The organism is Leeuwenhoekiella sp. CH_XMU1409-2 (genome assembly GCF_037029365.1).
GTDB lineage: Bacteria > Bacteroidota > Bacteroidia > Flavobacteriales > Flavobacteriaceae > Leeuwenhoekiella > Leeuwenhoekiella blandensis.
Window position 1 is genome coordinate 94,242 of record NZ_JAYMEI010000010.1, and the last position, 14,151, is coordinate 108,392.

12 protein-coding genes are annotated in these 14,151 nt (G+C 38.0%); 6 read left to right on the forward strand and 6 right to left on the reverse strand.

Annotation, left to right across the window (positions count from 1 at the left end; genetic code table 11):
* Positions 1 to 2: 2 nt before the first annotated feature.
* Both WA338_RS11870 and WA338_RS11875 read right to left on the reverse strand, forming a co-directional pair.
* On the reverse strand, positions 3 to 1,427 hold the full coding sequence (locus WA338_RS11870; protein WP_272984828.1) for a peptidylprolyl isomerase: 1,425 nt from the start codon (positions 1,425 to 1,427) through the stop codon (positions 3 to 5).
* Positions 1,411 to 2,244 (reverse strand): peptidyl-prolyl cis-trans isomerase, encoded by an 834-nt coding sequence (locus WA338_RS11875; protein WP_272984830.1) that lies wholly within the window; start codon positions 2,242 to 2,244, stop codon positions 1,411 to 1,413. The genes WA338_RS11870 and WA338_RS11875 overlap by 17 nt, the downstream gene beginning before the upstream one ends.
* A gap of 260 nt (positions 2,245 to 2,504) precedes the next feature.
* Here WA338_RS11875 and WA338_RS11880 point away from each other — a divergent pair, with 260 nt between their 5' ends.
* Positions 2,505 to 2,741 carry a hypothetical protein gene (locus tag WA338_RS11880; protein ID WP_272984831.1) on the forward strand — a complete coding sequence of 79 codons (237 nt, stop codon included), beginning with the start codon at positions 2,505 to 2,507 and terminating at the stop codon, positions 2,739 to 2,741.
* Positions 2,742 to 2,923: 182 nt separating this feature from the next.
* The gene (locus WA338_RS11885) at positions 2,924 to 3,469 is read left to right on the forward strand and encodes an OmpH family outer membrane protein (protein ID WP_009780472.1); all 546 of its coding nucleotides are present in this window, start codon (positions 2,924 to 2,926) and stop codon (positions 3,467 to 3,469) included.
* A 177-nt stretch (positions 3,470 to 3,646) separates the two neighbouring features.
* Here WA338_RS11885 and guaB read toward each other — a convergent pair whose 3' ends face one another.
* Positions 3,647 to 5,119, reverse strand: coding sequence for an IMP dehydrogenase (guaB, locus tag WA338_RS11890; protein ID WP_009780473.1), 1,473 nt, complete (start codon positions 5,117 to 5,119; stop codon positions 3,647 to 3,649).
* A gap of 180 nt (positions 5,120 to 5,299) precedes the next feature.
* Between guaB and WA338_RS11895 the strand changes: the two genes are divergently transcribed.
* Positions 5,300 to 7,528, forward strand: coding sequence for a TonB-dependent receptor family protein (locus tag WA338_RS11895; RefSeq protein ID WP_273016957.1), 2,229 nt, complete (start codon positions 5,300 to 5,302; stop codon positions 7,526 to 7,528).
* 34 nt (positions 7,529 to 7,562) lie between these two features.
* Here the strand turns inward: WA338_RS11895 and WA338_RS11900 are convergent, their stop codons facing one another.
* From WA338_RS11900 to WA338_RS11910, 3 genes are all read right to left on the reverse strand, one after another.
* Entirely contained in the window at positions 7,563 to 8,429 is an 867-nt protein-coding gene (locus tag WA338_RS11900; protein ID WP_040532745.1) for a hydroxymethylglutaryl-CoA lyase, read from the reverse strand.
* 42 nt (positions 8,430 to 8,471) lie between these two features.
* Positions 8,472 to 10,355: a tetratricopeptide repeat-containing sensor histidine kinase gene (locus WA338_RS11905; RefSeq protein ID WP_336093479.1), complete on the reverse strand. Its 1,884-nt coding sequence runs from the start codon at positions 10,353 to 10,355 to the stop codon at positions 8,472 to 8,474.
* 95 nt (positions 10,356 to 10,450) lie between these two features.
* Positions 10,451 to 11,464, reverse strand: coding sequence for a quinone-dependent dihydroorotate dehydrogenase (locus tag WA338_RS11910; RefSeq protein WP_272984837.1), 1,014 nt, complete (start codon positions 11,462 to 11,464; stop codon positions 10,451 to 10,453).
* 170 nt (positions 11,465 to 11,634) lie between these two features.
* Here WA338_RS11910 and pepT point away from each other — a divergent pair, with 170 nt between their 5' ends.
* From pepT to WA338_RS11925, 3 genes are all read left to right on the forward strand, one after another.
* The gene (pepT, locus tag WA338_RS11915; RefSeq protein WP_272984839.1) at positions 11,635 to 12,870 is read left to right on the forward strand and encodes a peptidase T; all 1,236 of its coding nucleotides are present in this window, start codon (positions 11,635 to 11,637) and stop codon (positions 12,868 to 12,870) included.
* Between the two features lie 69 nt (positions 12,871 to 12,939).
* Entirely contained in the window at positions 12,940 to 13,515 is a 576-nt protein-coding gene (locus WA338_RS11920) for a DUF3575 domain-containing protein (RefSeq protein WP_336093482.1), read from the forward strand.
* Positions 13,516 to 13,638: 123 nt separating this feature from the next.
* The gene (locus WA338_RS11925; RefSeq protein ID WP_336093483.1) at positions 13,639 to 14,142 is read left to right on the forward strand and encodes an FKBP-type peptidyl-prolyl cis-trans isomerase; all 504 of its coding nucleotides are present in this window, start codon (positions 13,639 to 13,641) and stop codon (positions 14,140 to 14,142) included.
* The last annotated feature ends 9 nt before the right edge of the window (positions 14,143 to 14,151 follow it).

Consider the following 14,151-nt stretch of genomic DNA (forward strand, 5'->3'; position numbering starts at 1 on the left):
TATTATTGTTTTACCCAGTTGCTACTATACTCGCAATTTCTATAATCTCCGTTTAATTTGATATAGGTTTCAGCAATTTTTTCATCTTGCCATTTCTCGATGGCTTTGATGCGTTTTGCCTGAAGCGCAAAGTTTTTAATCTTCACATAATCGATAGCAAAATCTGCCTCGTGCTCTTCGATACGATCTGAAACCGTATAAATCTCATAACGTGTTTTACCGGTACGCGTTGGATTATTAAAAGCTATAGAAACCTCACCCTCTTTTAAGTTTTGAACCTTAGGATATAATTCTGGTGGAAGGTTTTTAAGCTCAAACATACGATCCTGAGTGGTTGGATTGATCATGATACCACCATCGCTGGCTGTTTCTTTTTCATCTGAAAATTCTTTTGCAGCTTCTGCAAAGGTGATCTCACCATCTTCAATGCGCTTTCTAATCTTCTCTATTTTATCTTTGGCTGCTGCCTCTGCCGCTGAAGTCACTTTCGGAATTCTCAAAATGTGTCTCAAATCGATTTTTTGACCACGAATTTTTTCCACCTTTATGATGTGATAACCAAATTCAGTCTCAAAGGGCTTACTTACTTCACCTTCCTGAAGGCTGAAAGCAACGTCTCTAAACTCTTTTACAAACTGTGATTTACGATCTACATCTCTAATAAGACCACCGTCACCACGTGTTGATTCATCTTCAGACCACAACACCGCTTTGGTAGCAAAACTGCTTCCGTTTTCAAGAATGTCGTTACGATAACCGTTTAATTGATCGATCACCTTTTGCTTTTCTTCTTGAGGAACTTCCGGGATAATTTGAATTTTAGAGATTTCTAATTCCACTCCAAACTGAGGCAATCCATCTTCTTCTAATTCTTTATAATACGATCTGATCTCTTCTGGGGTCACCTCGATCTCTTCAACAATATTTTGTTGCATTGCCTTAGCCAACTCTTGATTTCGGTTCAATTCTAAAAGCTCTTTTTTCAAATCGCTCATTTTTTCTTTGCGATAGAATTTTAAAACTTTCTCTTCTGACCCCAACTGATTGATGAAGTAATCTATTTGCTGTTGCGTGTATGAGCGTATTTGCTCTTCGTTGATCATCACACTATCAATAACCGCGTGGTGTGCATACAACTTATCTTCCATAAGTTTATCCATCACACTGCAGGTTGATAAATCTTGACCTTCTACTTTTTGTTGCTTTAACGACTCGATAGACTGCTGAATATCACTTTCTAGAATTACATATTCACCTACAACAGCTGCCACCCCATCTACTTTAAAAGTAGTTCCTGAAGTAAGCGGTTGCTCTTCTTCTTGCGCAGTATTTTCTGAAACCGAAGTATCTATAATTTCTTGTGCATTTAACCCTGCCCACGCACTGCAAAAGAGAAACAGGCTACACGCTTTAGTTATAAAGTTCAAATTGTTTGTTTTTAATTGCATCCTTAGTAATGTCTTTTTCTAACTGTTTAATCAATTCTAATTTTCTTCTGTTGAGAAGAATTTGCTTTACCGTAGGTAAAACGTAATCTAGCGGCGCATCATCATTGCGATCTAAGCGATCTTTTACAGCGATCAAATATAATCCTAATGAATCACGCAGTTGCGTAAATTCGGTTTTATTTAAAAGCGACGCACTATTTTCTATGGTTACCGGCGGAATTCTCGCGATCACCTTATCCAGACTTATCCAAGTGGAATCGTTCAAATATTGTGCCTTAAACTGAACCGAAATGGAGTCTAAATAACGTTTATCTTCAGCATCAAACCGAGTAAAGCGTTCTTTTATTTCGTCTATATTATAATCTGCATCGCCCATTTCTAAATATCGGAATTTTAGCAAGGCTTCATTCAATTTAAAATTCTCTTTATTCTCCAAATAGAATTGCTGCGCTTGCGCATCTGAAATCGTACTGTCTAAACTACGAGCAACCAACGCATCTTTGTAGGCCTGTGAAAAAAGATCAAGTTTATATTGCTCAACAAGATTATTAAGACGGTCTTGTTCTGCAAGTGTAATATTACGCTGCGCATTGTCTACAAGTAAACGCTTTGTAGCCCAGCGATTGATGTAACTGTTCACCAGGGTCGTGCTGTCTTCGGCAGACATTTCAGAAGTTATGAGCTTAGCGATGTCTTCTTCGTACAAGAAAGCATTACCCACACGAGCTACAGGCTTACCTGTTGGCACCTTTGATCCTAAAAGATCACAGGAAACCGGTAGCGTAAGCAGGATCATAATTAAAAGAAAACCTCTTCGGAAACTCAACATAGTTTATTGCTAGGTATAAACGTCAACAACAAAGACTTTAGCTTACATCAAATGTTGCATCATTTTAAAGATTGCAAAATTAGAAAATATATAGGAGAACTTTTCAACCTACATACTTTGATGTAAAACTGAAGGATTATAGCTGTTTCTAACCATTTACTCGATCGCTGCAAGTATCTTTGCACCTAAAAATTTTATTTTGGCACAAGAATTGAAAATTGCTTGATATGAATCAAAAAATTAAACTCATTTGGGATTTTAGAGGTCCTGATGCATTACAAATTGCAAAACACCACGTCATTCATTTAGAAGAATACACTGCAGCGCATCAACTTGAACATAACGCTACCGGTGTAGAAAAGAAATCTGATCTATACAGTATTGCTTTTCTAATTGTTTCTAAAGCAGAAATGCCTGCAGTACGCGATGCTCTTAAACCGCATCGTGGTGAGTTTTGTGATTGATTAAAGCAAAAAGTCTTAAAGTAACCGAGTTTAGCTTAGGCTAAATTAAATTTGCAAATCAGTCAAGCCTTCAAAAAATACTTTGATAGCTTTCAAGCTTTTATATCTTTGCGCGTAATTTTTTGAAAAAATTAATTCAAATTACATTAATCGCCTCTTAAAAAGGCTAAACTAAATTGAAAATGAAAAAATTATTCTTACCCCTAGTAGCTTTTTTAATAAGCTTATCTGCTTTAGCACAAAATAAAGTAGGAACTATTGACAGTGATCTTGTTATTTCTAGTCTTGACGAAGTTGCCCAAGTACAAAAAGATCTTGAAACCTATGGTGCTGAACTAGACAAGCAGTTTAAAGATCTTGTAAACAAGTATCAAACTGCAGTAAAAGCGTATCAAGATGCTGAAGCTACCGCTACTGAAGAAGATAAAAAAACGAAGCAAGAAGAAATTGTAGGAATGGAGCAAGACATTCAGCGTTTTAGACAAAACTCGCAAGGTTTGATTCAGATAAGACAAAATGAATTAATGCAACCGCTATATCAAAAAGTAGGACAAGCACTGAATCAAGTTGCGCAAGAACAAAACTATTCTCAGGTATTTACACTAAGCTCTGGTGTTGCTTATTTTGATCCGGAACACGATCTTACACAAGCCGTAGCCGACAAACTAGGGGTTACTTTAAAAACACAAGGGCAACAACAACAAACGCAATTGCCTACTCAAAACTAGATTTCAGAATCTTTGAAGTAACCTACCTCAGGGCAAGTCCATGAAGCATTACTTGGAAACGAATTTCCAATTTCGAGGCATCCCGATAGCAATCGGGACAGAGTATTAAACCCTTTGGCGGTGCCAATAAAAAAACCGGTAGCGTTTGCTACCGGTTTTTTTATTCTTGAACTCTAATTATCTACTGTAATTAGGAGATTCTTTAGTAATTGTAACATCATGCGGGTGACTCTCGTGAATACCACTTGAAGTGATTTTTACAAAGCGACCATTTTCTTTAAGCGCTTCTACATCTTTAGCACCGCAATATCCCATTCCGGCTCTTAAACCACCTACAAATTGATGAATACTTTCAAACAATTCGCCTTTGTAAGGAACGCGCCCCACAATACCTTCTGGAACCAATTTCTTAATATCATCTTCAACGTCTTGGAAGTAACGATCTTTTGAACCGGTTTTCATCGCTTCAACAGACCCCATTCCGCGATAGGTTTTATACTTTCTTCCTTCGTAAATAATAGTTTCACCCGGAGACTCTTTCGTTCCTGCAAGAAGCGAACCTAACATAACACAATCTGCTCCTGCGGCAATTGCTTTAGGAATATCCCCTGTATAACGAATACCACCATCTGCAATAACGGGAATTCCTGTTCCTTTAAGGGCTGCAGCAACTTCTAAAACTGCACTAAACTGAGGAAAACCAACACCGGCAACAACTCGCGTTGTACAAATTGATCCAGGACCAATTCCTACTTTTACGGCATCTGCTCCAGCTTCTACAAGATATTTGGCCGCATCGGCTGTAGCAATATTTCCTACCACAACATCAAGACCCGGAAATTTTTCTTTTACACTTTTTAATACGCGAACAACACCTTGGGTATGTCCGTGCGCTGTATCAACAACAACTGCATCAACGCCCGCATTCACTAACGCCTCTACACGCTCTACAGCATCTGCGGTAACACCCACAGCTGCTGCAACACGCAGACGACCATAAGTGTCTTTGTTTGCGATAGGCTTTTGCGTAAGTTTTGTTATATCTCTAAATGTAATTAAACCAATGAGCTTGTTGTCATTAGTTACAACCGGTAATTTTTCGATTTTATTCTCTTGAAGGATCACTTCAGCCTGACTTAACGAAGTACCTTCAGCCGTAGTGATAAGATTCTCTGAAGTCATTACTTCGACAATCGCACGCTCGTTATCCTTTTCAAAACGTAAATCCCTGTTGGTCACAATTCCTTTTAGATGCCCTTCTTGGTCAACGATTGGAATTCCACCAATACTATGCTCAGCCATTAAACGCTTGGCATCTTTTACTTGTGCGTCAAGGTTTAAAGTAACAGGATCGATGATCATACCGCTTTCGGCACGTTTTACACGACGCACTTTAACCGCTTGCTGCTCAATCGTCATATTCTTATGCAGTACGCCAATACCACCTTCTCTAGCAATGGCAATTGCCATACTTGATTCGGTCACCGTATCCATCGCTGCAGATACAATTGGGACATTAAGCGTGATGTTTTTTGAAAATTTTGACTGAATATTCACTTCGCGTGGAAGCACTTCTGAATACGCCGGAACTAAGAGTACGTCATCGTAGGTAAGACCTTCTCCAAGTATTTTTGTTTCGTGAGCTGTCATTGCAATTAGGATTTAATTGCGTGCAAATATACTGCTAAAATCTGAAATAGACACTTGCTTATAGATTATAGTCACAGAATTAATAAAATACTATTTGAACTAAGTCTAAATAAATTTTGTCTATTTCCTAAGCTAGTATTAGATTTGCGTAATTTTTATATAGTTTAAATAATAATAATAATGAAAAAAAAGTACCTCATTTTTATTGGATTGCTAATAACGGGGATTAATACTCAAGGGCAAGTAACACCGACGAAGCAGCAAGATTCAACTGATAGAGAAGAACTTCAAGAGATTCTTTTGTCCAATGCTGTTCTAGGAAGCAAGTTTGAAGTAAAGAATAAAACAGGTTCAGCTTATTATTTATCCTCAAAGGATCTTCAAAAATTCAGCTATACTGACGTAAACAAAGTATTACGTGCCGTTCCTGGAGTCTCCATCTATGAAGAAGATGGTTTTGGATTAAGACCTAATATAAGTTTACGCGGTTCATCACCAGAACGAAGTGCACGCATCACACTAATGGAAGATGGCGTTCTTATCGCACCTGCTCCATATAGTGCTTCATCTGCTTATTATTTTCCAACTATCGGTAGAATGCAGGCCGTCGAGGTTCTTAAAGGTAGTAGTCAAATTCAATATGGTCCTTATACCACTGGTGGTGCGATCAATATGATATCAAAGAAAATTCCAACTGATTTTTCTGGAGCGGCACGCTTTTCAATAGGAAATTATAACAGTAGAACTACCGAAGCGACCGTGGGTGATAGTTACAAGAATTTTGGCTGGAACACAGAATATTACAACTACAATTCAGACGGTTTCAAATCACTTGACGGCGGAGGTAATACCGGATTTGATAAAAGTGATTATCTAGGAAAATTTAGATGGAATACTTCAGCTGATGCCAAAATTTTTCAAGCGATAACTGCTAAAATTCAATTTTCAGAAGAAACCAGTAATGAAACTTACCTTGGTTTAACTGACGCTGATTTTGCTGAAGACCCCTTCCGCAGATATGCAGCATCTCAGAAAGATCAAATGAATGCTGAACACAGTCAATATCAGCTGAATCACATTTTAAAACTTCCCTCAGGATTTAAATTAAGTACAACTTTTTATAGAAACAACTTTAAGCGTAACTGGTACAAACTAGACGATGTTACGTTAACTGAGGACATAAGCATAAGTAAAATACTTTCTAACCCACAGGAGTATCTTGCAGAATACAATGCACTTCAAGGCGATAATGATACTCCTGAAGACGCATTGGGTGTCAAAGCCAATAATCGTAAATATTATTCACAGGGAATACAAACCGTAGGAAAATTCTTTTGGGGAACCCAAAATGTACAATCTTTAGAATTAGGATTACGTTTTCATCAAGATGAAGAAGATCGTTTTCAATGGGAAGACCGTTTTGCTATTCAAAATGGAGAAATGAAACGGACAACAGTAGCCATTAAAGGTTCTAATGCTAACAGAGTTGCAAGCGCAGATGCACTTGCTGCACACGCTTTGTATAAAATCACATTTGATAAACTTACACTCACACCCGGTTTACGCTATGAGCATATCAAATTGCGTCGCGAAGACTTTGGTAAAGAAGATGCTAATAGAACCGGAATTGATTTAGCCACACGAGAAAACACCGTTGATGTTTGGATTCCCGGAATAGGTGCTAATTACAGAATTTCTCAAAACCTATCTTTTTTTGGAGGTATTCATAAGGGCTTTGCACCTCCGGGAAGTTCTGATGGTCAAAAACCAGAAGAAAGTGTTAACTATGAGCTAGGTTCTCGTTTTCTTATAGGAGGTTTGAATGGTGAAATTGTAGGTTTTTATAATGACTATAGCAACCTCCTAGGAAGTGACCTTGCAGCTTCGGGAGGTACAGGAACATTAGACCAGTTTAATGCAGGTAAAGTAATTGTAAACGGTTTAGAAGTTCTACTTAACTATGATATTCTTTATAATAGTTCTGCGAGTATAAACCTACCGCTAACTTTTGCTTACACGTATACAAACAGTGAATTTCAAACTAGTTTTGAAAGTAGTGACGCTATTTACGGTAATGTTACTAAGGGAGATGAAATCCCTTATATTGCTAAAAATCAATTTACGGTAACAGCTTCTCTTACACATAAAAAATTTGATTTAAGTCTGAGTGGTCGATATACCGCTGCCTTTCGCACACAAGCTGGAACCGGAACAATTCCCACAGAATTTAAGGTTCCATCGAGTTTTGTGGTTGATTTTGGGGCTCGCTATTACATAAACAAGCAAATTTCTGTTTTTGGAAACATCATCAATCTACTTGACAATACATACGCCGTATCTCGAGTTCCGGCTGGGCTAAGACCTGGTATGCCGTTTAATATTAATACTGGCATTGCCTATAGATTTTAATATTTAGATTTCTAAAATAGAATGCGACTCGGGTTTAATGATACTTTTCAAAAATTCGAGTCGCTTCATTATGCGCCGACTCAAAACTCATAGGTCTAATTCCTGAATCTACCTTAACCGAATTAAAATAAGACAACATTTTCTCGGTGGGCATGTTGCCGGTAAGTTCGTCTTTTGCCATCGGGCAACCACCAAATCCCTGTATGGCACCGTCAAACCTGCGGCAGCCGGCTTGGTAAGCCGCATTGACTTTTTCAAACCATTGACTTGGTGTTGTGTGAAGATGCGCACCAAATTCAATCTGGGGATATTTCGGTATAAGTTCGCTGAAGAGACAATCAATCGTTTGCGCCTCTGAAGTTCCAACGGTATCTGATAGCGAAATTATTGAAACTCCCATTTCCGCTAGCTTTTCTGTCCATTCACCTACAATTTCAACATCCCAAGGGTCACCATAAGGATTACCAAAACCCATAGAAATATACGTCACAACTTCCTTATTATGTTTAGCCGCCAATTCTAGAATTTCAGAAAGAATCACCACCGATTCTTTTATTGTTTTATGCGTATTACGCATTTGAAAGATCTCAGAAATACTGAAAGGATACCCTAAGTAATCGATCTCTTCAAATTTAACCGCATCTTGTGCACCTCTCAAATTAGCAACAATAGCCAGAAGTTTGGTCTGCGTTGCGCTAAGGTCTAATCTACTCAAGACTTCAGCTGTATCAGCCATCTGCGGAATGGCTTTGGGGCTCACAAAACTACCAAAGTCTAACGTATCAAAACCACAGCGCAACAAGGACTGAAGGTATTGCACCTTGACTTCTGTAGGAATAAATTGCTTTATACCCTGCATTGCATCTCTGGGACATTCTACTATTTTAAGCGGTGTACTCATAAAACCTAATGTAGTAATTTAAAGATACAACTCTAGAAACTCTTAGACGAGAGGTATGTGTAAAGTAAAAGTAGAACCTTCATTCTTTACACTTTGTGCAGTAATTTCTCCGCCTAATCTATGAGCAATTTCCTGACATAAAATCAATCCAATACCATTACCCGACTCATCATTGGTCCCTTTTACAGAATACCGTTCTTGCTTTTTTAGAACACGATCTAACTCGTCATTGGTCATTCCAACCCCAGTGTCTGTAATTGATAGATTGTAAAACTTTTCAGTTTTAGTAGCACTAAAATTTATGTTACCATTTTCTGGCGTAAACTTTATTGCGTTCGTCAAAAGGTTACGCAAGATCACAGTTAGCACTTGTCTATCTGATTCAATGACATCCTCCTGCGGAATATCGCAGGTAATCTTAATGCTCTTTTTTGCAATAAAGACTTCTTCAGCCTCAAAAACTTCTCTAGCCACTTCGTAAGGACGCAACTCTGTTTTAATAAACTTGTAACCATCCATTTGAGATTTGGCCCAAACCAGAACGCTATCAATTAAATAATACAGGTTTGAGGTTTGCTTTTTCAACTCTTCAGCTAAAATCTCTATTTCTTCCTGTGTAAAGGATTTAAAATTAGTATGCAGCATATTGATACTGCTTAACACCGCTGCCACCGGACTCTTAACATCGTGTGCTACTATAGAAAATAAATTATTCTTCTGATGGTTACTTTCCGTAAGACTTTTATTGCTTTCGTTAAGTAGGCTTTGTTGCTTTTTAAGTGTTTTATTTGCCTCTGATTTATAGATATACATTCTGTAGAGAATTAACATCAAAATCAAGAGTAAGAAAATAAACAAGGTAACTCCCCAAATGGCATAACGCTGATGCTTGATCTTTAAGGCCTGAAGCTCAGAGTCGTTACGCAACAGCTCATTTTCAAACTGTTGCTGCTCCGTTTGAAACTGTATTTTTAAATTTTGAAGAATATTTGATTGCTCTCTGTTGTGGATCTCGTTATTGAGTTCAATGTATTTTTTGGCATAAATAAGAGCTTCCTTATCGATATTTTTTGCTTCAAACAGTTTTTGCTGCGCTTCATAATTGGCCAAAATCACATATTGATCTTTTGTAGCAAGTGCACGCTCCTCAAGCCCCTCAAGTTCATTCTCGGCTAAATTAAGGTCGCCTTGATATATATGACTTTGCGCTTTATATCCCCGTGACAAGATCTCAAACTGAACCGGAATATTTTCTCTGGAAATCGCATAAGATAAACTCTTGATAGCCTCATCATAATCTCCTAAGAAGAATTGAGCAGTACCCATATTGAAATATGTGACCGCGGTAACCCGAGAATCTGATTTTGCATCAATATAACCTACCGCTTTCTTGGCATAATATAGCGCACTATCCATCACCTTTTTCTCCCGAAAAACGCCACTTAAGTTTGTTATGTATTTTATATACTGCCCCTTACTTTGAACGGTATCTATGTATCGTATTGCACGATAAAAATTCTGCTGGGCTGCATCATAATCTCTTAGGTAAAACTCAAGAACACCAAGGTTCCCGTAACTTTCACTTAGCCCAACACTATCTTCAAGCGCTTTGTAAAGCGGAAGCGCCTTCTGAAACTCTAATATCGCTAAAGGATATTGGGATGTTACCACATAATAGGTCCCGTTGCGATTATAAGCCTTTGCTATACCACGCTCATAATTATTTAAAAGCGCTAATTCTAAAGATTTCTTGATGTATTTTTTTGCTGAATCTGGCTTGAGATACAAAAATTCGTAGCTTATTTGTTCATTAAGATCACTACGTAAACTATCACTTTGTGCTTTGGCAAGTTCGCGTTTTAGGGAATCTATATTTTTAGTTTGCCCAAAAGACTGAAAACCAACAAATAGAAAAATTAGACACACAGCAATGTGCCTTAAAAATATTTTAAAGTGTTTAAAATTGAATTTCACTAAACCTAAATGCATTGAAGTTGGAACCGTAAATGTATTAAAGCTTTTTATTTCTGCTTCAGAATTTCCTGATTAATACGTTTAATTAATCCCGGTCCTTCGTAAATAAATCCGGTATATAACTGAATTAGACTTGCTCCGGCCTCTAATTTTTCAAGCGCATCTGCTGCAGAATGAATTCCCCCTACTCCAATTATCGGGAATGCTCTATTGCTTTTAACCGATAAAAACCGAATAACTTCAGTAGACCTATCTTTTAAAGGTTTACCGCTTAAACCTCCGGCTTCCGCTCTATTTTCAGACTTTAATCCTTCACGACTAATAGTTGTATTCGTCGCGATAACACCGGCGATCTGCGTTGTTTTTACAATATCAATAATATCTAATAATTGCTCATCAGTAAGATCTGGCGCAATTTTTAAAAGAATAGGCTTCCCTCCTTTAAGTTTATTAAGTTCTTGAAGGCCGGCAAGTAGTTTAGTTAGTGGTTCTTTGTCCTGTAATGCGCGTAGATTAGGCGTGTTTGGCGAACTCACATTAACCACAAAATAATCTACATAATCATAAAGCGCCTCAAAACAAATCTTATAGTCGTTAAAAGCTTCCTCGTTAGGGGTGACTTTATTTTTACCAATGTTTCCGCCTATTAAAACATTCTTGTTTTTCTTCAGCCGGGCTACTGCTGCTTCTACTCCACCGTTATTAAACCCCATACGGTTGATGATCGCCTGATCTTCCTTGAGTCTAAAAAGACGCTTTTTAGGATTTCCCGGTTGTGGTTTTGGCGTAAGCGTACCTATTTCTACAAACCCGAAACCAAAATCTGAAAGTTCCTGATACAACTTAGCATCCTTATCAAAACCTGCTGCAAGTCCTACCGGATTTTTAAATTTCAGCCCAAAAACCTTACGTTCTAAGGCTTTATCTTCTACTTGAAAAAAAGATGTAGCAAGCCGTGTAAGCCCTAATTTGCTGAGTAATTTTATACTTCTGAAGCTAAAATGATGAACACCTTCCGGATCAAATTTAAAAAGTAAGGGGCGTACAATGCTTTTATACATAGAGGTCGGTTTTAAGGTCTGGCAAAAATAGCTTTAAGTACCTCAACTCAAAAGAAAAACTGCTGCTATTACACCGAATTAAATATTTTATAAAATTGATTCTCTGTATTTTATTTTTTGATCATAACAGTACCTTTACAACCTAAAACTATCAAGTTTAAAATTTGCCTATGATCCAAAAAGACCTCCTAATCAAGCGTTTTGTAAGCTATGTTTCTATAGATACGCAAAGTGATGAAAACAGCAGCACTACTCCAAGTACCCAAAAACAATGGGACCTTGCTCACAAATTACATCAGGAACTTCTTGATATGGGGCTCTCTGAGGTAAGTATCGACGATAACGGTTATATTATGGCAACGCTACCAGCAACTGTAGACAAGCCATTGCCTACGATTGGTTTTATTGCACATTATGACACTACGCCAGATTTTAGCGGAACTAATGTAAATCCTCAGATCATCGAGAATTACAATGGTAAAGACATCACTCTTAATGAAGAGGCAGGTATTATTCTCTCTCCTGATGATTTTGACGAACTTTTAGATTACAAAGGACAAACCCTGATCACTACTGACGGGACAACACTACTTGGCGCCGATGATAAAGCTGGTATTACCGAAATTATGGAGGCAGCTTTATACCTCAAAAACCATCCGGAGATCGAACACGGTCCAATACGCATAGGATTTACTCCCGATGAAGAAATTGGCCGTGGCGCTCATAAATTTGATGTAGAGAAATTTGGAGCGGAATGGGCGTATACGATGGACGGTAGCCAGATTGGCGAACTAGAATTTGAAAACTTTAATGCTGCAGGCGTCAAGGTTTTTGTTAAGGGAAAAAGTGTACATCCCGGTTATGCCAAAGGTAAAATGATCAACAGCATTCATATCGCACAAGATTTTATCAGTTCGCTTCCAAGATTAGAAACTCCAGAGCATACTTCAGGGCGTGAAGGATTTTTTCACTTAAACGGAATCCATGGTGATGTTGAAGAAACCGTTCTTGAATACATTTTGCGAGATCACGACAAAGAGCATTTTGAAGCGCGTAAAGAAGTACTGAATAATCTTGCGGCAGAAATCAATAGTCAATACGGCTTAGAGCTAATTTCAATAGAAATTAAAGATCAATACTTTAATATGCGCGAGAAAATCGAACCGGTAATGCATATTGTAGAATTGGCAGAAAAAGCAATGCGTGCGGTAGACGTTGAGCCTATTATTAAACCTATACGAGGAGGTACCGATGGTTCTCAGCTTTCATTTATGGGATTACCCTGCCCTAATATTTTTGCGGGGGGACATAATTTCCACGGAAGATTTGAATACGTGCCTGTAGAAAGTATGATCAAGGCTACTGAAGTTATTATCAAAATAGCTGAATTGGCTGCTAAAAAATAAAAATCAAAAACAGCGCAACCTTTTGATAATTAGAGCATCTTTGTGATGTAATCAATCACAAAACACGAAATGCTGAAAAAATTAAGCGCCATTCTTCTACTAACACTATCAACAAGTGTATTCGCTCAGGAAGAAGATAGTTTTTTAGATAAAAAGCACGAGATTAAATTAGATGCCATTGAGTTAATTGCCGTTGCTAATATCGAATTCTCTTATGAGTATCTCATAAGCAAATACTCCGGTGCAGGTATCTCCATTACATTTGATGGAGGAAAAGAAAGCGATGACATCATAACGTGGGCAATCACGCCATTTTACAGGCAGTATTTCTTCAATCGTCAAGAAAAACGTGCTCAAGGTCTCTTTGCTGAAGGGCACCTCAATGTAGGTGGGTTTGAAGATTATTACTACGAGTTCACCTACAGTGTAGATTCTGAATATCAGCCTGAGACCCGGGTAGAAAACAGTACGACTGCGTTTGGTGCCGGCTTTGCTTTAGGATACAAATGGGCGAGCAATAACGGTTTTGTTATAGAGCCGCTTTTAGGAGTAGGTCGCAATCTTTTTGGTTCAGAACTTAATGACGATTATATTGATTTAGACTTTTATTTTAGAGGAGGTATACAAGTAGGTTATAGATTTTAACAGAACCTCTTGATGCTGATTTTGGGAGATAAATCTACCTCAATAAAAAAATCACTACAACCGAAGCAACCAATTTGACCCTTCAGCGTCTAAAAGGTGTAAACAAAAAATCACATTTACACTATGATGCTAAAAACAACAAACGCGTATTTTAAATTAATTTCAGCACTACTTGGCCTAACCGTCTTAATCTCTTGCGGAACAGACGATACCGATTACGAAACACCTATTACTGAAACTCCGGAAGAGGCTTTTGAACGCAATGAAGCAGAAATCCTTGCTTATATCGAAGCAAATGATCTTGAAGCTACGCGCACAGAAAGCGGGTTGTATTATGTAATTACCGCTGAAGGAACCGGCGACACGCCTGCAGCAGATGCAGATGTTAGTGTAAACTACAAAGGTTATTTTTTAAATGAAAACGTATTTGACCAATCTACCAGAGCGGTACAATTTAACCTTGAGAATGTAATCGCAGGCTTTTCTGAAGGAATTCAGCGTATTCAAGAAGGTGGCTCAGCTACCTTGTTAATGCCGGCAAGTTTGGCTTACGGCGTTTACGGGAGTGGACCAATCCCACCGTATACAGCAATTGCTTTTGATGTTGAATTGCTAGAAATACAATAAAATTCTCAG

Coding starts and splice junctions, on each gene's coding strand:
- WA338_RS11875 (WP_272984830.1), bottom strand. CDS start 2,244: ATGATCCTGCTTACGCTACCGGTTTCCTGTGATCTTTTAGGATCAAAG.
- pepT (WP_272984839.1), top strand. CDS start 11,635: ATGATCCAAAAAGACCTCCTAATCAAGCGTTTTGTAAGCTATGTTTCT.
- WA338_RS11885 (WP_009780472.1), top strand. CDS start 2,924: ATGAAAAAATTATTCTTACCCCTAGTAGCTTTTTTAATAAGCTTATCT.
- WA338_RS11920 (WP_336093482.1), top strand. CDS start 12,940: ATGCTGAAAAAATTAAGCGCCATTCTTCTACTAACACTATCAACAAGT.
- WA338_RS11925 (WP_336093483.1), top strand. CDS start 13,639: ATGATGCTAAAAACAACAAACGCGTATTTTAAATTAATTTCAGCACTA.
- guaB (WP_009780473.1), bottom strand. CDS start 5,119: ATGACAGCTCACGAAACAAAAATACTTGGAGAAGGTCTTACCTACGAT.
- WA338_RS11910 (WP_272984837.1), bottom strand. CDS start 11,464: ATGTATAAAAGCATTGTACGCCCCTTACTTTTTAAATTTGATCCGGAA.
- WA338_RS11895 (WP_273016957.1), top strand. CDS start 5,300: ATGAAAAAAAAGTACCTCATTTTTATTGGATTGCTAATAACGGGGATT.
- WA338_RS11900 (WP_040532745.1), bottom strand. CDS start 8,429: ATGAGTACACCGCTTAAAATAGTAGAATGTCCCAGAGATGCAATGCAG.
- WA338_RS11880 (WP_272984831.1), top strand. CDS start 2,505: ATGAATCAAAAAATTAAACTCATTTGGGATTTTAGAGGTCCTGATGCA.